9 protein-coding genes are annotated in these 19,804 nt (G+C 69.0%); 1 reads left to right on the forward strand and 8 read right to left on the reverse strand.

The features are described from left to right. Positions 1-40: 40 nt before the first annotated feature. The 6 genes from ACFVXA_RS32825 to ACFVXA_RS32850 all read right to left on the reverse strand — a co-directional run bounded on the left by ACFVXA_RS32825 (position 41) and on the right by ACFVXA_RS32850 (position 14,365). Positions 41-598, reverse strand: coding sequence for a glycoside hydrolase family 25 protein (locus ACFVXA_RS32825; protein WP_390028079.1), 558 nt, complete (start codon positions 596-598; stop codon positions 41-43). 274 nt (positions 599-872) lie between these two features. Further along, positions 873-2,777: an amino acid adenylation domain-containing protein gene (locus ACFVXA_RS32830; protein ID WP_390028080.1), complete on the reverse strand. Its 1,905-nt coding sequence runs from the start codon at positions 2,775-2,777 to the stop codon at positions 873-875. After that, entirely contained in the window at positions 2,761-9,591 is a 6,831-nt protein-coding gene (locus ACFVXA_RS32835; protein WP_390028082.1) for an SDR family NAD(P)-dependent oxidoreductase, read from the reverse strand. The genes ACFVXA_RS32830 and ACFVXA_RS32835 overlap by 17 nt, the downstream gene beginning before the upstream one ends. Further along, positions 9,584-11,668 (reverse strand): beta-ketoacyl synthase N-terminal-like domain-containing protein, encoded by a 2,085-nt coding sequence (locus tag ACFVXA_RS32840; protein WP_390028084.1) that lies wholly within the window; start codon positions 11,666-11,668, stop codon positions 9,584-9,586. The genes ACFVXA_RS32835 and ACFVXA_RS32840 overlap by 8 nt, the downstream gene beginning before the upstream one ends. 62 nt (positions 11,669-11,730) lie before the next feature. Continuing rightward, entirely contained in the window at positions 11,731-12,960 is a 1,230-nt protein-coding gene (locus ACFVXA_RS32845; protein WP_390028086.1) for a cytochrome P450, read from the reverse strand. A 154-nt stretch (positions 12,961-13,114) separates the two neighbouring features. After that, on the reverse strand, positions 13,115-14,365 hold the full coding sequence (locus ACFVXA_RS32850) for a beta-ketoacyl-[acyl-carrier-protein] synthase family protein (RefSeq protein ID WP_390028096.1): 1,251 nt from the start codon (positions 14,363-14,365) through the stop codon (positions 13,115-13,117). A 387-nt stretch (positions 14,366-14,752) separates the two neighbouring features. Here ACFVXA_RS32850 and ACFVXA_RS32855 point away from each other — a divergent pair, with 387 nt between their 5' ends. Further along, positions 14,753-17,296 carry a LuxR C-terminal-related transcriptional regulator gene (locus tag ACFVXA_RS32855; RefSeq protein ID WP_390028088.1) on the forward strand — a complete coding sequence of 848 codons (2,544 nt, stop codon included), beginning with the start codon at positions 14,753-14,755 and terminating at the stop codon, positions 17,294-17,296. A gap of 8 nt (positions 17,297-17,304) precedes the next feature. Here the strand turns inward: ACFVXA_RS32855 and ACFVXA_RS32860 are convergent, their stop codons facing one another. Next, a complete protein-coding gene (locus tag ACFVXA_RS32860) occupies positions 17,305-19,050 on the reverse strand; it encodes a 3-hydroxyacyl-CoA dehydrogenase family protein (protein WP_390028090.1) in 1,746 nt (581 codons plus the stop codon). A gap of 40 nt (positions 19,051-19,090) precedes the next feature. Continuing rightward, positions 19,091-19,804 (reverse strand): zinc-binding dehydrogenase (locus ACFVXA_RS32865; RefSeq protein WP_390028092.1); only part of this gene is annotated, 714 nt, incomplete at its 5' end.

The raw sequence follows: 19,804 nt of genomic DNA on the forward strand, positions 1-19,804 counted from the left end.
CGGCACCAGCCGGAACCGTCCACCTGCTCACGCGAACCGGTCAGGCGTCCTGGGCCCACCCGCGCAGCGCCGTCTTGCTGGTGAAGTCGGCGACGTCCTTGTCCAGCGGACTGCCGGAATACTGATGGAAGCGCCACTTCGCCTGGATGCGGGGCTTCCCGGCGGTCACGTAGTCGGCGATCCACAGGCCGTCGCCCGCGTACGAGGTGGTGTCGATGGTCAGCCAGAAGTTGCGGTTGGTGTAGAGCAGGACCCGGTGATGAGGGCGGAGTTCCTTCACCTTGCGGATGAAGCGGTCCTTCTCCGCGTTGCTTGCGTGGGTGCCGTCGCCGGTCGTCTCCCAGTCGACGGCGAGCAGGTCGCCCGCCTTCTCCGGGGCCTTGCTGAGGAAGTACTCCGCCTGGGCCGTGATGTTGCCCGGCCACAGGAAGTGGTAGAAGCCGACCACGCAGTCGGCGTCACGGGCCGTCTTCACTTGAGAGGCGAGCTTCGGGTTGACGTACGAACGGCCCTCCGTCGCCTTGATGAAGACGAAGGAGAGGCCGTCGGTGTCGTACGAGGAGGATTGGTACGCGCTCACGTCGATGCCGCGCAGCATGGGGGCCTCCCTGAGGTGCCGTGGGGGGAGAGGAACGAGGAGTTGCGGTTGGTTAGGTTCTGCCCACCCAGAACCGGGTGACCCCCGTCCACACCCCGGAATCTGATCCTCCGTCGGGGGCGGTCGGGTCGCGGAGGAGGGCGCCAAGGGCACCGTGACGCTGGTCGGCAGGGTGTATGGGCGTGGGGAATGCGCCGAGTGCGGTGGGCGCCGGTCCGCAGCCCGACGAACGTGTCCGGCTGGTGCCATCGGTACCAGCCGGACACTCATGTGACTACGCGGCCGCGCGCGACTCCTGTACGCGCTCCGCCAGTGACCGGATCGTCGGTGCGGAGAAGAGCGTGGAAACGGGCAAGGAGACGTCCAGTCGCTTCCTCACCACCGCCATCAGACGTACAGCCCGTAGCGAGTCCCCGCCCAGTTCGAAGAAGTTGTCCAGGACGGAGAGCGAGGACGTTTCGAAGAAGCCCTTCCACAGGGAGAGCAGGACCTGTTCCTCCTCGGTGGCGGGGCGAGCGTTCTCATCCTCCGTATCCGGCTCCTCCTCGTGCCGGGCCAGTGAGGCGCGGTCCACCTTCCCGTTCGCCGTGAGGGGCAGTGCGTCCCACACGGTCACAACGGCCGGAAGCATGTACGGCGGCAGGAATGCGGCCGCGGCCTTCTTGATGTCCGCGCCCGTTCCCCTGGCACCCGCCTCCAGCACGACGTGCGCCACGATTCGTCTACGGCTCCGGTCGCCCGGGGCCGTGACGACAGCGCCCGCGACCTCGGGACATCGCAGCAGCGCGGCTTCGACATCGCCCAGCTCGATCCGGTAGCCGCCGACCTTGACCTGCATGTCGTCGCGGCCGAGGAACTCGATCTCGCCGTCGGGCAGGAGACGTCCCCAGTCACCGGTCCGGTACACGCGTTCCCCGGTGAACGGCGAGACGGTGAAACTCTTCGCGGTCTTCTCCGGGTCGCCGAGGTATCCACGGGCCAGACCGGCGCCGGTGATGCAGATTTCGCCCACGACCCAAGGGGGGCGGGGCCGTAGCAGCGTGTCCGCCACATAGACCTTTTGGTTCCGCATGGACGTTCCGTAGGGGATGGACGGCAACGTCGTGTCTTCGGGCACGATCCGATGCCAGATCGACCAGATCGACGCCTCGGTCGCGCCCCCGAGGCTCCACTGCGCCGCCTGGGGGAAGAACCGCCGGATCTCGACGGGCAAGGCCGCGGGGATCCAGTCCCCGCTCATGAGGACGGCGCGCAGCGAGAACGGAGCGTCCGGGGACCGGGGATCCGTGTCCTGCGACGAGGTCAGGTGCTCGCACAGCATGGCCATCAGGGCGGGAACGCTGTTCCACACCGTGACGCTCTCCTCGGCCATCAGGGAAAGCCAGTCGGCGGGTTCGCGTGCATGGTCCGGACCGGGCAGCACGACTGCGCCACCGACGGAGAGGGGCCCGAAGATGTCGTAGACCGACAGGTCGAAGTTGAGAGCCGAGAGGCCAAGGACACGGTCGTCCGCGGTGAGCGACAGCTCGTCGTTGACGTCCAGGATCGTGTTGACCGCTGGTCCGTGCTCGATCACCACCCCTTTGGGGACGCCCGTGGAGCCAGAGGTGTAGATCACGTATGCGACGTCGCGAGGTGTCACCGGGACGTCCGGCGCCGTGTGGACCGCGGTGTTCTCGAACGGGCCGGGCGCCTCGACGTCCAGCACTGTGAGGCCATCTGGCCAGTCGACGACGTTGTGTAGCGCGGGCTGGGTGAGGATCGTGTCCAGCCCGGCGGCGGCGATCACCGCGGCGAGGCGCTGGGCCGGCCAGTGCGGGTCGATGGGGACGTACGCGCCCCCCGACCGCAACACGCCCATGCTGCCGACCACCTGCTCCCAGCCCTTGTCCATCACCACGCCGACCAGCGTTCCGGTGGTGGTGCCGTGCTCCGCCAGGAGAGCGGCCACACGAGCCGACTCCGCGTCGACGTCGGCGTAGCTGAGCCGCCGGTCCCGTGAGATCACGGCGACGGCATCGGGAGTACGCGCGGCTCGCTCGACGAAACGGGAATGGAGGGTGTGGTCCGAGGGGAACTCGGGCTTTGGAGTGCGCTGGAGCCTGCCGGCGCGGGGGCCCAGCTCGGGGTCGTTCGCCCAGGCGGGCGCGAGCCAGGCGGAGTCAGCGACAGAGTTCACGAATCAGCCTTTCGTATGCCGTGAACATGGAGTCCACTACGCCCTCCGGGAACACTTCCTCCACCACATCCCAGTTGAGGATCAGACCGCCGTTCTCCTCGAACGCCGTGTGGTCGAGGATGACTTGCGGGGTGCGGACCCCGCTCCACACCGGTGTGCCGGTCTCGCCCATGCGGCACAGCCAGCCCACGGGACCGGCCTCCTGTCCGTCGGCGGCGGCCCCACCGATAGTGCTGTTGAAGACGACCGGCATGCGCGCCCGCCCGGGGCTCGCGTCCATGCGGCCGAGGTCCCTGAGCACGTCGAGGCCGGAATGGACGGTGTGTTCCATGTCCTGCATGAGCTGCCGTTGGATCCGGCGGGCCGTTTCCCGGAACGGGTCGGCCTGGTCGACCCGCACTTCGAGCAGACTCGTGGAGGAGAAGTTGCCTATGACATGCGTGGTGTCCACACCGGCTATCGCGTCCCGTTGCGACACGAGGCAGGTGATCGTGAAGTCCGGTGTCTTGGACCACGCGGCAAGCACGTGACAGTACGCCCCCAGCACGGCGCCCGACGCCGTCAGCCCGGCTGCCGCGGCATTGCGCTTGAACCGTTCCCACTCCGGTGCGTCGACGCGTATGAAGCGGTTGGTGAACACGGGGCGCCGTACATCGGCCAGGCGGACCGCGAGCGGCAGTTCCGGAGCGGGGGGCAGGCTCTGGAGCCGATCGCCCCAGTACGACCTGCTCCGGTCGCTCTCAGCCGCCGCGGCCTGCTCGCGGATCCTGAGCGTGAACTCATCGAACCCGGACCGGAGTTCCGGGAGTTCCATGTCCGGAGCCCGGTAGAGCTGCGCCCACTCCTTGAAGAGGACAGAGGTGCTGCCGCCGTCCGAGACGAGTACGTCGATGCCGAAGTGCAGTCGCGTCACAGTCGAGCTGATGGACGTGGCGCGCACCAGGAACAGGGGCCAGCTCGTGACGTCGAACTCCTTGGCCTTCAGCTCCGTGTGTATCGCGGCGAGCCTCTTCTCGCGCTCGTCCTCCGTGAGGCGGGTCAGGTTTTCGACGGGGATCGATACGCGAGGCACCGTGCCCAGCACCCGCTGGCTCCCGGTCTCCGGGTCGAAGACGGCCCGCAGCATCGGGTGGCGCCGTACGAGCCGGTCGAGCGCGTGCTCGGCCGTCGCCACGTCGAAGTCGGTCAGGTCGACCTCTACGTACAAGTACGTGGAGACGTTGCCCAGTTCGAAGTCGCCGGCGCGGCCCGCAAGATATGCCTCCTGCAGTTTGGTCAGGGGAAACGGGGCGGAGTCGGGAATGGAGGGCTGGTCTTCCCGCGTCCTGTCGGCGTCCGCGCTCTGTCGCGCCTGCTGCCTCGCGGGCGCGGCAATCGGGGCTGGAGCGAAGTCCGGCTCGGTTGGCCGGCCTGGGCCGGGCTCCTCGGACTCGTCCGACTCCCGCCCCTCATCGGGCCGGAACAGATCCACGATGTGGGAGACGAGTGCCTCCGGAGTCGGGTGGTCGAAGACCACGGTGGCACCCAGCCGGATGTCGAGTCTGCGGCCGAGGCGGACGCGCAGCTCCATGGAGGTGAGGGAGTCGAAGCCCATCTCGTAGAAGGACTGCTGGGCGTCCACGCGCCGATGCTCCGTGCCGAGCAGTTCGGCGACGCTCTCCTTGACCACCGTGAGCAGGCCGGCGACGCGTTGGTCGTGGGATGCGTCCGTCGAGTTCAGAAGGTCGAGGACGGTGGCCGCCTCCTGCGGGCGGGTGGGCCGCTCGGCCTCGGCGCGTGGCTGAGCGGAAGCGGCCGCCGCCTCCTGTGTCTCCTGCCGGAGAGCCGGGGCGGGCGGGGCGGCGGCGACAGTCGGCGCAGGCTTGCGCACCTTCTCGGTCCGGGTCACTTCGCGCCCCGCGAGGCGGGAGAACAGGAACGGGCCGTCCATCGTCGCGTCGTCGGTCGCGTCGGACACCGCGAGACGTGCCGCGATCACCGCGGTGGTGCCGCTGCCGAGTGCGGCATCGAACAGGTCAAGTCCCTCCGGCACCGTGAACGGCGCCACGCCGTTGCGCCGCAGTCGCAGCAGGTCTGCCTCGTCGAGGTGCCCCGTCATACCCGTGGCCTCGTCCCACAGACCCCAGGCGACGGAGTTGGCCGGCCGCCCCTGTGCCCGGCGCCAGTGTGCGAAGTGGTCCAAGAAGGTGTTCGCCGCGGCGTAGTTGGCCTGGCCGGGGCCGCCGAGCACGCCGTACAGGGAGGAGAAGACAGTGAAGAACCGAAGGTCGTCCTCACGCGTCGCGGCGTCCAGGTTGAGCGCCGAGTCGACCTTGCTCGCGAGGACACGGTGCAGTTGCCCGGGCGTCATGTTCGGCACGATGGCGTCGTCGAGGAGGCCCGCGGCATGGACAACGCCTGCCAGGGGACGTTCCGAGCGCAGTCGGGCCAGGGCCGCCCGCAGGCGCTCCGCGTCGGTGGTGTCGGCCTCGATCACGCGAACCGAGGCGCCCAGACGCTCCAGGTCGGCGGTGAGGGCCGTGACACCGGGCGCCTGCCGGCCACTGCGGCTGAGCAGCGCCACGGACCGCACGGACTTCCGGGTGACGAGGTGGCGGGCCAGGGCACGGCCGATGGTGCCGGTGCCGCCGGTGATGACGACGGTGTCGTCGCCGCAGTCCGGGAACGGGGCGATGGCGGAGGCGTGGGGCCACAGATGCGGGCGCAGCACACGGCCTGCGCGCACGGCCAGCTGGGCCTCAGAACGTCGCAACGCCGCCTTGATCGGGTCCGGTTCGGCGACCGCGGCGTCGTCCACGTCGATGATGCGGATATGACCGGGGTTCTCGGTCTGCGTGGTGCGCACCATCCCCCAAAGAGTGCTCGAGGCCAGGTCGTGCGCGTCATCGCCGGGGACAGCCACCGCGTGCCGGGTGACGAACGTGAGCAGGGCTCGCTCGCAGACGTCCTCGGCGCGCATCCACTGCTGGACGGCCTCCAGCGCCCACGCTGCCGTGTCATGGACGTGAGCCGCGGTCACGGTCCCGGAGCCGGTCGACGGGGCGGACAGGACGACCTGCCAGTCTCCGGGCAGAGCCCTGACGATCATGATGGCTTCGTCGAGCGTGGCCACCGTTATCCCGCCGTGCGCGGTGTCCCGCAGGGACGAGGCGAGCGGCCCGTCGGCGCCCACGACGCACAGGCGGCGTGCCACGCCGAGTTCGCCCTCGGCCTGCGCCCAGTCGGTCGTGTAGAGCGTGGCCTCCTCGTGGTCCGGCTGCCGAGCGGGTCGCTCAAGGCCCCGGACCACCATGCGGTCGATGCTCAGCAGCACGTGTCCGTCGTCGTCGGCCAGGGTGAGGGCGATCGCGTCGGGAGCCACTCGGCGGGCAACGGCCCAGCACTGGTCGGCATCATCGCCGTCACCGACATGTACGCCGTTGAACACGAAGGGGACGGCGATGTCCCCTGCCGCCGGCGTTTCGATCAGGCCACAGGCCACGGCGGCGTGCAGTGCCGCGTCGGACAGCGCCGGGTGCAACGCGAAGCCGCTGTGGTTGATACGAGCGCTGTCCGGCAGGACCACCCGGGAGCGGGCCCAGCCGTCGCCGTGCTCTCCACCGCGTACGCCTTGGAACGCGTCGCCATAGCCGTACCCCATCTCGCGCAGCCGCGAATACAGCGCGTCCGCATCCAGGCGTCCGGCACCACGCTCGGTCGTGAGACCGGTGGGAGCCGGTCGAGGGGTCTCGGGGGACACCAAGCCCTCCGCGTGATGCCGCCACTCGGCGTCGGCCGCCGAGCGCGAGTACACCGCCACGGCCCGCTTCCCCTGCGCGTCGGCGCGTCGCACGGTCACCTGTACGTCGACCCGCGCCCCGTCCACCGGCAGGAGCAGCGGATCCCGGAGCACCATCTCGTCGAGGGCGGGGCAGTCGAGTTCGCGCCCCGCCGACAGCATCAGCTCCGCGAAGGCGGTGCCGGGCAGCAAAGGCGTGTCCTCGACCCGGTGATCCATCAGCCAGGGGTGGCTTCGGATGGACAGGCGCCCGCTCATCACCACGGTGCCGTCGACCGTCTCGACCACGGAGGTCAGGAACGGGTGGCCGCCGGCCGCGATCCGCGTCCTGCTCACGCTCGGCCGAACGGCGGCGGACACGGCGACGGCCGGGGTCTCCATCTGCGACGGAAGCCAGAACCTGCGTCCTTCGAACGGGTAGGTGGGCAGGCCGTCCGGAGCCGGGCCCCCGGACCACGCACCGGTGTGCAGGGCAGCCCAGTCGACGTCGTGTCCCTGTACGTAGGCCTCGGCGGCAGCTGTCAGGAACCGCTCGTACGAACCCTGGTCCCGACGGAGGGTCGCGCACACCGGGGCGTCGCTGTCGGTCTGCTCAAGAATCTGACGCAGCGAGGTGAGGAGCACCGGATGCGGGCTGATCTCGATGAAGGCGTCGTAGCCGTGCGACACCATGGCCGTGACGGTTTCGGCGAACCGGACCTGCTCGCGCAGGTTCCGGTACCAGTACGCGGCGGTCAGATCCTGCCCCCGTACGCGGCCGCCTTCGACCGTGGAGAAGAAGGTCACGTCCTCCGCGGAAGCCTGGAGGCCGTTGAGTCCTGCCATGATCCGGCCTTCGAGCTCGGCCATGACGGGGGAGTGCGAGGCGCACTTGGCCGGGACCCGGCGGGCGTACACGCCCTGGTCCTCGCACTGGTCCAGCAGACGCCGGATACCGGGTTCGTCGTCACCGGACAGGATGGTGAAAGCGGGGCCGTTGGTCGCCGCGACGGTGAGCTCCGCGTCCGCTTCGCGAGTGGCGGTCACCGCCTCCTCGACGCCGAGCGCCACGGCCACCATGCCGCCGCGCCCCTCGTCCTCCAGAACGCGGCTGCGGCAGGCGACCACACGAGCGGCCTCATCGAGACTGAGAGCACCGGCGAGGCACGCGGCGGCGACCTCGCCCTGAGAATGTCCGATCACCGCGGCAGGCCGGACACCGGCGAGCCTCCACATCGACGCGAGGCCCAGCATCATGGTGAAGACGAGTGGCTGGACGACGTCCGTGCGCTCTCGGTCCGTCTCCTGGTCCTCGCCGCTCAGCACCGCAAGCAAGTCGTAGTCGAGGTAGGGCTTGAAGGCTCCCGCGACCTCCTCGACCCTCAGCCGGAAGACGTCGGATTCCTTGAGGAGCCGCACGGCCATGGCATCCCACTGGGACCCCTGCCCGGGGAACACGAAGACCGGGCGTCGAATGCGCCGCGCCTCGTCGTGCACGACTGCCGGGGAGTCGGTGTCGCCGGCGAACGCCTGGAGCGCGGCGGCCAGGTGCTCTCGTCCTCCTGCGATGGCGACGGCGCGGTGGGCGTAGTGCTCGCGCTGTGTCGCGAGCGCCTGAGCGGTCGCCGCCACGGATGCGGTACCGGAGGTGAGGTGTTCGGCGACCCTCGCGGCATGGGAACGCAGAGCCGCCGGCGTCTTGGCGGAGAGCGTGAGGGCGTGCGTGGCGTCGTCGGAGGCGTCCGCCGGGGTCTCGGAGGCCGCGGAATCCTCCTCCCAACTCTCCAGAATCACGTGGGAGTTGGTGCCGCTGACACCGAACGAGGAGACGGCGCACCGTCGTACGCCGTCCTGTGCCGCGGGCCAGGGCCTGCTCTCGCGCAGGACGTTCACCGACGAGGACCAGTCCACGTGCGAGTTGAGGTTCTCGACGTGCAGCGTCTTGGGCATGATGCCGGCGCGCATCGCGCTCAGGCACTTGATGACACCGCCGACTCCTGCCGCGGCCATGGAGTGGCCGATGTTCGACTTGAAGGAGCCGATCCACACGGGTTCGTCGCCGCGGTCCGCCCCGTAGGTGGCCTGAATGGCGTTGGCCTCGATGGGATCGCCGAGCTTGGTGGCCGTGCCGTGCGCCTCCACGAGCTGGACCTTGCCGGGCGCGAGCCGGGCGTCGGCGAGCGCCTGCTGGATCACCTTGACCTGAGCCTTGCCGCTCGGTGCGGTGAGACCGTTGCTCGCGCCGTCCTGATTGACGGCGGTTCCCTTGATGACACCGAGGATGCGGCGCCGATTGCGCCGGGCCATCGAGAGGCGTTCGAGGACGAGGACGCCCGCGCCTTCGGCCCAGACGGTTCCGTTGGCGGTGTCGGAGAAGGTACGACAGCGTCCGTCCGGCGAGAGGGCACCCTTCTTCGCGTAGTCCACGAACATACCGGGCCCCGTGAGCACGGTGCAGCCGCCCGCGAGCGCCAGGTCCGTCTCGCCGCTGCGCAAGGAACGGACGGCGGTGTGAATCGCCACGCCGGACGACGAACAGGCGGTGTCGATGGTCAGGGCAGGACCTTCCAGGCCCAGGAGGTAGGCGATCCGCCCGGACGCCACGCTCGGTGAGGTGCCGGTGCCCATGAAACCGGCCGTCTCGTCCTGCCACTTCCACAGCGGCATCCCGTACTCGTTCGGCATCAGCCCGACGAACACGCCGGTCCCTGAACCCTTCAGGCTCGACGGGACGATGCCCGCCCGCTCGACCGCCTCCCAGGCGACCTGCAGAAGCACCCGCTGCTGCGGGTCCATGGAGATCGCCTCGGCGGGCCTGATCCCGAAGAAGTCGGCGTCGAAGAGATCCGCGTCGTGGAGGAACCCGCCCTGCCGCACAAAGCCCGGGTCGTAGAGATCCTCGGTGTGCCACTCGCGGTTGTCGGGAAAGTCGGTGATGGCGTCCCGGCCCTCGTCGACCAGGGCCCACAGGCGCTCCGGGGTGTCCATGCCGCCGGGGTAGCGGCAGGCCATACCTACGACGGCTATGTCTTCGGGCTCCGTCGTGTTCTCAGCCACGGAGTGCCTCCAGTTCGGTGTTCACGTGTGCCGTCAGGTCATTGATCGTCGGGTGGTCGAACAGCGCGGATTCCGGGAGTTCCACTGCGGTGGCGGCCGTGAGACGGTCCTGCAGCTCGAGCAGGGACATGGAGTCGACGCCCAGGTCCTTGAAGGTGCTGTCGGGATCCACGCGCAGGCGCTCGTCGCCTGTTTCGCCCAGGACGTCGAGGAGTTCGCGCTCCAGGAACGACCGGATGAACCAGAGCCGTTCCGAAGGATCGAGGGCCTGCTCCCAGCCGTCGAGCAGGGGGCGCGTGAGGGCCTCTTCCGGTACCGCAGGGCTCGGCTCGGGCGGTGGGGCGACGGAGCGGGGCGGTGTGGGTCCGTGAAAGGTGTCGCGTTCGAAGGGGTACGTGGGCAGGCCAGGCACCTTGCGCCGTCCTGTTCCCAATCGATCCGCGACCTCGGCAATGTCTCCGTGGGCGGCGTACGTACCGGCGACGGCGACCCAGGCGGCTCGTTCAGCTCCTGCGTCGTGCAGCCAGTTCGCCGGTATGGCCAGGTCGTGGCCCGCCACGATCTTGAGCAGTCCGTCGCGCATCTGGTCCCAGCTACCGCCGACCACTGCGACCCGGTGCTCGCCCTCGTCGCGCTGGGCGAGGGACCACGCCACATCGCTCACGGTGTAGCAGTCCATGGGGAAGGAGTGTTCGAGGAAGGCGCGGGCCAGCGAGCGGACCGCTTCGCGGGTGCGACCGGAGAGACACCACACGGTGTCCGGAGCGGGCTGCTCGGACGGAGTCCGGGACACGAGTCGACCGGACGAATCCGTTGCGCCGGGTGAACTCGCGAGGACCACATGGACGTTGGTGCCGCCCATGCCGAACGAGCTGACCCCGACGACTTCGTCGGTTCCCAGGCTCGCTTCCCGGTCCGCGCCGACGACTCGAAGGTTGAGGTCCGCCAACGGCAGTTCCTCGGGGCTGCGGTGATGGTGCAGGGTGGGCGGCAGCTGCCCGTGATGCAGTACCAGGCAGGCCTTGATGAACCCGGCGATGCCCGCCGCCGCCTCCAAGTGCCCGATGTTCGACTTGACCGAGCCCACGAGCAACGGCGTGGTCCGCGAGCGCCGCCTTCCGATGGCCTCGCCGAGGGCCTCGGCCTCGATCGGGTCACCCACGGGTGTGCCCGTGCCGTGCAGTTCGACGTAGCCGACCGACGCGCCCGTGACCCCCGCGGCGCGGTGGGCGGCTTCGATCACCTCGCGCTGGGCGTCCGGGCTGGGGACACCGAGACCGGCCCTGCCTCCGTCGTTGTTGGTGGCACTGCCGCGCACCACGCAGTAGACGTGGTCACCGTCGCGTACGGCAGCCTCGAGCGGCTTGAGTACGACGACGCCACCCCCTTCGGCGCGGACGTATCCGTTGGCGTGCTCGTCGAAGGCGCGACAGCGGCCGTCGGGGGACAGGCCGCCCCACAGTTGAACCTGGTCGGTGACGTCCGGCAGGAGGTTGAGGTTGACGCCGGCGACGAGCGCGGCATCGCATTCGTCCAGTCGCAGGCTCGCGATCGCCCGGTGCAGAGCGCACAGGGAGGACGACTGACCGGTGTCGACGACTTCACTGGGGCCGCGCAGACCGAGATGGTGGGAGATGCGCCCCGCCAGCAGCGCGCGGCTCGAGCCCATGTGCCCGAACCTGTCGAGGCGCCCTGAGGCGAAGTACTGCGTCCTGAAGTCGTCGGCGCACGCCCCCACATAGACACCCCAGCGCGTCGCTCGCAGGTGGTGTGCGGGGACGGCGGCGTCCTCCAACGCCTGCCATGCGAGCTCGAGCAGGAGCCGCTGCTGCGGATCCATGTGCTCGGCCTCGCGTCGGACGATGCCGAAGAACCTGGCGTCGAACTCGTCGACGCCCTCGATGAAGCCGCCATGCCGTATGGGAGTACGGGGTTCGGCGGCCGCGGGCCCGACACGTTCCTCCCAACGACCGGGCGGAGCGGTGCCCACGCTGTCCGCCGCGGACATGAGGTTGCGCCAGAACTCGCCCGGGTCGGCGGCGCCGGGAAAGCGGCACGACAAACCGATGACAGCCATGGGGGCCGCGCCTGGTTGCGCGTACGTCTGTGTCGCTTGTGGCTGGTGTGTCCGTGCGGTCATCAGGCTGCTTCACCTGTTTCTGCCGTGCCCGAGCGGGACCGCTGTGGTCCAGGGGCGACGACGAGACTCCTGAGTCCCCGGAAGGTGGGGCTGGCCTTCCACTCCATGTGCTGGGGCGTCGTGCGGACGGAGAGCTCCGGACAGCGTCGGACAAGGACGTCGAAGGCGACTTCCGCCTCCAGGCGCGCGAGGTGCTTGCCGATGCAGTTGTGGATGCCACCGCCGAAGGCCAGGTGTTCACGGCGCGGCTTGTCGACCGTGAAGCGGTCGGGATCCTCGAAACGCGCTTCGTCGCGGTTGGCCGCGGCGAAGGCCAGGAACACGATGGAGCCGGCCGGGATGGTCACCCCGCCCACATCGACCGACTCGGTGGCGTACCGGTACAGGGACAGATTGAAGGGGGACTGATGGCGCAGCATCTCTTCCACTGCGGTCGGCACGAGCGACCGGTCCTGCCAGACGCGCGCCTTCTGATCCGGGTCCGACTCCAGCGCCAGCAGCCCCGTGACGATCAGGTTCGCCGAGGTTTCGTAGCCGGCGGCGAGCAGCGCGTACGCCTGGGCGACCGCCTGCGACTCGCTGAGCGAGAGGGCCAGTTGCGTCAGGATGTCGTCGGTGCCCGTCTCACGTCGCTGGGCGATGAGGCCGCGCAGGTAGCCGACCATCCGCTGCGCATCGCGCCGGAGTACCTCGGGTTCCGCGTCACTGGTGATCGTCTGAACCCATTGGTGGAACGTCTCGCGATCCTCGCGCGGAACCCCGAGCGTGTCGCAGATGACTCCGATCGAGTAGGGGAAGGCGAAGTCCTGGACGAGGTCGAACGACTCCTGTCCCGCGACGGCGTCCAGGACCGATTCGGCCAGTTCGCGCATGGCCTGCCGCTTGGGAGCCACCGCCCGCGCGGTGAAGGCGCTGTTGAGCGGTTTGCGTAGAGCGGTATGGATCGGCGGGTCGTTGTTCGCCATGTTGTCGTAGAGCAGCGAGCTTCGGTCCTGCTCCTGTCCGCTGTCCCGGGCGCTCGCCGCGAACAACGGCATTGCCTCGTCTATGCTTTTGCGGAACCGGGCATCCCGCAGCACGAATTCGACATCCTCATAGGAAGTCACCATCCAGGCACGCAAGTTCGGCGGTAGGTAGGCCATACCCGTTTCGAGTACGACTTCAGTGGGTTTGTTGCCGCGTTGTTCTATCGCCCGGTAGACCGAATGTGGATCTCTGTAGAAATCCACGTCGAGATGGATGGGGCACCTGTTTTCATGTATCTCGGATGTCATGGAATTCTTTCAATGGAAGAGTCAAAGCAGTGCCGCTCGGTGACAGTGGCGCCAAGCCGTGGCCCCAATTTCCTTTCAGAACCTGGCAGTTGAGGAGGTCTTGTAAATGTCAGGCGCGGCCGAATACGAGTGAGACGTTGTGCCCGCCGAAGCCGAAGGAATTGGCCAATGCGGCCCGGAACTGTCCCGTGCGTGGCTCGTCCATCACCACATCCAGATCGATGCGCGCATCCACCTCCCGCAGGTTGCGGGTCGCGGGCACGACGCCGTCGCGAAGCGCCAGGATCGCCGCGGCCGCGCCCATGGCCCCGGACGCCCCCAACATGTGGCCGGTCATGGATTTCGTAGCGGTGACCACGGCATGCGTACCGACGGCCTGGGCAATGGCGTCGGATTCGCACGCGTCGCCCTGCGGCGTCGACGTCGCGTGGGCATGGACGTGCTCCACGTCCTCACCGGTGATCCGCGCGTCGCTCAGCGACAGGGTCATGGCGCGCACCTGTCCCGCCACATCCGAGGCGGTGATGTGGGCGGCACTTGAACTGGTGCCCGCCCCCAGGGCCGTCGCGTAGGCGCGAGCGGCGCGGGCGCGCGCGTGGTCCGCTCGCTCCAGGACGACGACCGCACCCCCCTCGGCAAGGACAAAGCCATTGCGCCGGGCGTCGAAGGGGCGGCAGGCGTGCGCCGGATCATCGTTGGACGTGGACAGCGCCATCATCTGCGCGAAGCCGGTGAGCGGCAGGGGCAACACGCTGGCCTCCACGCCGCCGGCCACGACGACATCAACCCGGCCCGCCCGGATGAGGTCCAGGCCCAGAGCGATGGCCTCGGCCCCCGACGCGCAAGCGCTGACGGGAGCATGGGCGCCGCCTTGTGCGCCCAGGTCCATGCTGACCCACGCGGCGGGGCCGTTGGCCATCAGCATGGGCACGGTGTGGGGTGAGACCCGCCGCGGCCCCTTGACCTCGAGCGTGTGGTTCTGGTCCAGCAGGGACGTGATCCCGCCGATGCCGGTGCCCATCACCACCGCGAGGCGCGTAGGGGGAAGATTCGGGGAGCCGGCGTCCCGCCAAGCCTCCCGGGACGCGACGAGGGCGATCTGCTCCGCACGGTCGAGTCGACGGGCTTCGGTCCGTGCCAGGGAGTCGGCGGGATTCACCGCAAGGCGCCCGGCGATCCGGACGGGCAGCCCTTGGGCCCATTCGTCCTCCAGATAACCGATTCCGTTGGCGCCGCTCCGCATTGCGGCCCACGTGCTCGGCATATCTCCGCCGAGCGGCGTCATGGCGCCCAGACCGGTAACCCATACGTCCACTGTTCCGTCGTCCCTTCGCTGCTGCCGGTCGGGTTCCGGGCCCACAAAGCCGGTATAGGGCTGGGCATTTCTCAGACAGTTCTCATCGGGGGATGAGAAGAGCGGCTGAAGAAGCGTCGGTGTGTAACGCGCATACCGCACTGCCAAGGAGAGGGGCTCCGCAAGGCTTTGTACGCTATCCAATGCCCAGACGCGTCGCAAGAAGCCCTAATTCCAGGGGCGTTGATGATTAGGGGGGTGGCTCACCCCCCTAATTCTCCGCGCAAAGAGGGCGCGACCGATCCGGCCGCCGTCCCGTGCGGCGCCGCGGTGGGCGGGCATCAGCAGCGTGCGGGCCACCGAGGTAGGGGGGTGGCGCCGGGCATGCTTTGATTGCGTGAGCAGTACATGTGGCGGCCGAAACCAGGCGCCCGGGAAGGAGCGATGTCCGTCATGGAGTTGGCAGAGCGATGCCGAGCACAACAACTTCTTGACGGACTCTTTAGACAGGCCTGCGACGGTAGGGGACAGGCTGCTCTGGTTCTCGGTCCCCCTGGGGCCGGGAAGACCGGGGTGGTCGACTACGTCAAAGGGCAGGCCGAGCGGGCGGGCGTGACCGTGCTGAGCGCCACGGGATCGGTGGCGGAGCGCTCGTTCCCGCTGGGCGTCGTCGCCCAGCTCCTGTCCTGTCTGGGCTACTCCATGGACGAGATCGCGGCCGTGTGCGAGTCGCCGGCCAAGGTCGCCGCCGCGGTGCACGACGCCGTCTGCGTGGTCGCCGAGCGCACACCGCTGATCGTCACCGTTGATGATGTTCACGACATCGACAGCGAGTCCCTGCGATGTCTGCTCTACGTCATCCACCGTGTGGCCCCACTGCGCGCCCTCATCCTGCTCACCGGGAGTTCCGACCTTCCCCAGCAGAGTCCGCTGCTGATCGCCGAGTACATGCGCAACCCCAGCTGCTCGCTGCTGCGCCTTGCCCCGTTGTGCGCTTCGTGTGTCAAAGGAGTGCTCGCCGAGCACCTGGGGAGCGGCGTCTGCGACCGGACCGTGTCCCTGTGGCGGCGGGCGTCCAGGGGGAGCCTTCTTCTGCTGCACGCGCTTCTGAAGGACTGGTCGAGTTCCGGTGTGCCGGCCGAAGTGGATCAGGGCGCGGTCCTCCCTCCACCTGGTGGCGACGCGGTGCGGTTCGCCGTTCAGTACATCCACGGTCTGATGTCCGGCGACGGGCTGCGGACCGCGCGGGCTCTCGCCGTCCTCGGCGAGTCGGCTACCGCGGAGCGAGTGGAGCGCCTGCTGCACCACCTGGGCATGTCCGCCGGCGAGGCCGCACGGTCGCGCAACGCCCTGGAGGCGGCCGGCCTGACCGACGGCCTCCGCTACCACCTGGAGGCGGCTCGTGATGTGGTGCTGGACAGGACCCCGAGCGACGAACGGACACGGCTGCATCGAAACGCCGCGCTGGCCCTGCGCGAGAGCAACGCCGAACTGAGTGAAGTGGCGGGCCATTTGATTCAGGCGCGGCCCGCCCAGGACCCTTGGGCGGTCATCGCCTTGCGGGAAGCGGCCACGCAGGCACTGCACGAGCACGACGCCGAACGGGCCATCGCCTTTCTTCGAGCCGCGTACGACGCGTCCGCCGACGGCTCGCAGCGTGCGGTGGTCCGGGCCGAACTGGCGCAGGCGGAGTGGGAAGTGGACCCGGGGGCGGTTCGCTGGCACCTGACCGATCTGCTCGACGAGCACCGGGCCGGCCGACTGAGCAGGGAACACAGTCTGCTGCTGGGTATGTATCTGTTGTGGTCGGGGCGGACACAGGAGGTCTGCGCCCTCCTCACCGACCTCGACGCCGTGCGGGAGGAGCTGCCCCAGGACGCACGGGCTCGCCTGGACGCATTGCGGGTCTGGTTCGCGTACTTCTTCCCCACCTACGGCGCGCAGTATCGGCACAGCCCCCTGGAGTCCCCGCAGGATCCAGGCCAGTGCATCGTGTCAGTGGACCCGCAGTGGGACGGAGCGCTGGTCCTCGCACTGCTGCTGACCGAGGGACCCACCGACGACGCGTGTGGAGCCGCTGAGCAGCTCCTGCAGGCGCAGGTGCCGCATCAGCCGCTCCTGGCACCGACGATGGCCGCGTTGATCTCGCTGATTCGCGCCGCGCGCCTCGAACGAGCCGCGGACTGGTGCGACCGGTTGGTCGTGGGCTGCTCGGAGCGCACGACCACCTGTCAGGCCATCCTGCTGGCCGCCAGCGCGATCCTGGAGAGCTGGCTGGGCAATTTCACGACCGCGCTGACCCGCGCGGAGCAGGCCCTGACGCTGCTGCCTCCCTCGGCCTGGGGGGTGGCTGTCGGTCTGCCGCTCTCCGCCAAGGTTCTCGCCTGCGTCAGTCTCGGGGACCTCGAGGCGGCGGCCGAATGCTTCCGCGCCCCCGTACCCCAGCTGATGTTCCAGGCCCTGCCCGGACTGCACTACTTGCAGGCGCGCGGTCGCCTCCACCTGGCTGCGGGGCGTCACCAGGCGGCGCTCGGCGATTTCTACGCGTGCCGGGACCTGATGGCCGCATGGAAGCTCGAGGTGTCCGTCTTCACAGCCTGGCGAGTCTATGCCGCCGAAGCGCTCGCCGAGCTCGGTGACAGGGACGAGGCGGCGCGCCTCTTGGAGGAGGAGCTGGCGCAGCCGGACAGGGGCAGCCCGTGGCTGCGCAAGCAGGCGCAGCTGCTGTACGACCGGTTGTGCGGCGCCGGCATCGACGCGGGGCCCGGCATGAGGCCGTCGGCGGTGACGGAAGAACCCCATACGCTGAGCAGGGCCGAACATCGGGTGGCCCATCTCGCGCAAGAAGGTCTCACCAACCGGGAGATCGCCGAGCAGCTTGGTGTCACCCCCAGTACCGTCGAGCAGCATCTGACCCGCATCTACCGGAAGCTGGGGGTGCGGGGCCGTGCAGGGCTCCCCGTGGCGCTGAACTCAGCGGAATCGCTTGGGGTTTGAGTGAGATCTCACGCCCTGCGCAGTCCCCGGCCCGCCTTGCGTCCCAGATAGCCCTCGCCCACCAGCTCCCTGAGAACGGCCGGTGGTTCGCAGCCCGCCCCGGGAAACTCGGCGTGCAGACGTTCCAGGATCGCCAGGGAGACGTCCAGGCCGATGGCGTCGAGCAGAGTGAACGGTCCCATGGGGTATCCGAATCCCCGTTCCACCGCGGTGTCGAGCGCCACGACGTCGTGAGCGGCGTCGTCCAACAACCGCACCGCGTCCTTGAGATAGGGGAAGAGGAGGCGGTTGACGATGAAACCGGCCCGGTCGGGGCAGGCCACGGAGACCTTGCCGAGGCCGGCGCAGAACTCGCGGCCCACATCCGTCACGTGTTCGGCCGTGTCCGGCGTCCGTACCAGCTCCACCAGCTTCATCACGGGCGCCGGGTTGAAGAAGTGCAGGCCGAGCGTCTGCCGGGGCCGGCCGGCCGGAGCCGTACAGGCCGCGACGGACAGGCTGGAGGTGGTGGTGGCCAGGATCGCACCGGGCCGGCAGACCGCCCCGAGCTGCGCGAAAACGGCGCGCTTGATCTGGAGATCCTCCGCGACAGCCTCGATGACCAGGTCGCAGCCGGAAAGCGCCGAGACATCGTCGACGGTGGCGAGCGCGGCGGACGCGTCCTCCTTGCGGGCCGGGGTGATCCTGCCCCGACGCACCGCCTTGACCAGCGATGCCTCGATGGCCGTCGCGGCACTTCGGGCCTTGTCGGTGCCACGAGCCACCAAGGTGGTGCGGAGCCCGGAAGCGGCGCACACCTCCGCGATACCGCGTGCCATCGTGCCGGAACCGAACACGCCGACGTGACGTATGGGCTTGCCGGTTGAACGGGAGTCCGTACGGCCCCGCTCGTCGGGGGTCGTCTCGCCCGGCAGACCTCGGTCGTCGTAACGGTGGAAGCCCTGGCCGGTCTTCCTTCCCAGGACGCCCCTTCGAAGCATCGAAGTCAGGAGCGGCACCGGGCGGAACGCTTCCTCACCGGTGCGATTCCAGTGAGACTCCAGGTAGCTGTGGACCTCGTCCACGCCCAGCTCGTCGATCAGTTCCAACGGACCGGACGGCAGTCCGCAGCCGAGCCGCATCGCGGTATCGATGTCGCGGGGGGAAGCGAAACCCTCCGCGACCATGGCAACGGCACGGTTGAGGTACGGGTGGACGAGCCGAGTGGCGGCACCGCTCGCACGTTGACCGAGAGCGACGCGTTCGAGGCCGATGGCTGTCGCGAGACGTTCCACCACGTCGACTGCTTCGTCGGACGTCAGTGAGGTGCGGACGACTTCGGCGCGCCTGCCGATCGCCGGCGGGCGCAGCAGTCGCAGGCCGGCGATTCGGTCGGGACACCCCGCGGCAGTCGTGAGAGGGAAGAGAGGCAGCGAGGAGGCCGTGGTGACGATCGCCGTGTCGGGTGGGCAGACCTGACGCAGCCGGCGAAGTATGTCGCGCTTGGCGGCGAGATCCTCAGGCACCGCCTCCACCACGACACCGACGTCGGCCAGCGCGGTGATCTCGGCGGTCAGCGTGCAGGAGACGGACTCTCCGGTCCCGTCGATGTCTTTGCGCTTGAGGCGTTGTTCGACCCTGGCGATGACATCGGGGTCATGGTCCACGCCGACCACCGGGCACCCGGTGGCGGCCACCATGCTCAACAACGCTTCGCCGACCGTCCCGAGTCCCACGATTCCCACGGCACGGCCGGGTCCCACTATGTCCTGCACTTCTCTTCCTCTGGTTGTCATCGGCTTCAGGCCCAAAGACTCAGGGCCGGAAGCGGTTGATGGCGTCGATGTGCTGGGCGCGCTTCTCGTGGTCGCGGACGCCCAGGCCTTCCTCGGGGGCGAGTGCGAGGACGCCGACCTTGCCCTGGTGGAGGTTGCGGTGCACGTCGTAGGCGGCCTGCCCGGTCTCCTGCAGGGAGTACACCTTGGAGAGTGTCGGGTGGATCTTGCCCTTGGCGACCAGGCGGTTGGCCTCCCAGGCCTCGCGGTAGTTGGCGAAGTGTGAGCCGATGATGCGCTTCAGGGACATCCACAGGTAGCGGTTGTCGTACTCGTGGTTGTAGCCCGAGGTCGAGGCGCAGGTGACGATGGTGCCGCCCTTGCGGGTGACGTACACGCTGGCGCCGAAGGTCTCGCGGCCGGGGTGTTCGAAGACGATGTCGACGTCCTCGCCGCCGGTGAGCTCGCGGATGCGCTTGCCGAAGCGCTTCCATTCCTTGGGGTCCTGGGTGTGCTCGTCCTTCCAGAACGTGTAGTCCTCGGCGTTGCGGTCGATGATCGCGTCGGCGCCCATCGCGCGGCAGATGTCCGCCTTCTGTTCGCTGGAGACGACGCAGATGGGGTTGGCGCCGCCGGCGAGGGCGAACTGTGTGGCGTACGAGCCGAGTCCGCCGCTCGCGCCCCAGATGAGGACGTTGTCGCCCTGCTTCATGCCGGCGCCGTTGCGGGAGACCAGCTGGCGGTAGGCGGTGGA

Origin of the sequence: Streptomyces sp. NPDC058246 (assembly GCF_042881985.1) — a bacterium.
Taxonomy (GTDB): Bacteria; Actinomycetota; Actinomycetes; order Streptomycetales; family Streptomycetaceae; genus Streptomyces.

What these genes read in the sequence shown, in the direction of transcription:
- ACFVXA_RS32840 (WP_390028084.1), bottom strand. Translation starts at nt 11,668, where the DNA reads ATGGCTGTCATCGGTTTGTCGTGCCGCTTTCCCGGCGCCGCCGACCCG.
- ACFVXA_RS32855 (WP_390028088.1), top strand. Translation starts at nt 14,753, where the DNA reads ATGGAGTTGGCAGAGCGATGCCGAGCACAACAACTTCTTGACGGACTC.
- ACFVXA_RS32825 (WP_390028079.1), bottom strand. Translation starts at nt 598, where the DNA reads ATGCTGCGCGGCATCGACGTGAGCGCGTACCAATCCTCCTCGTACGAC.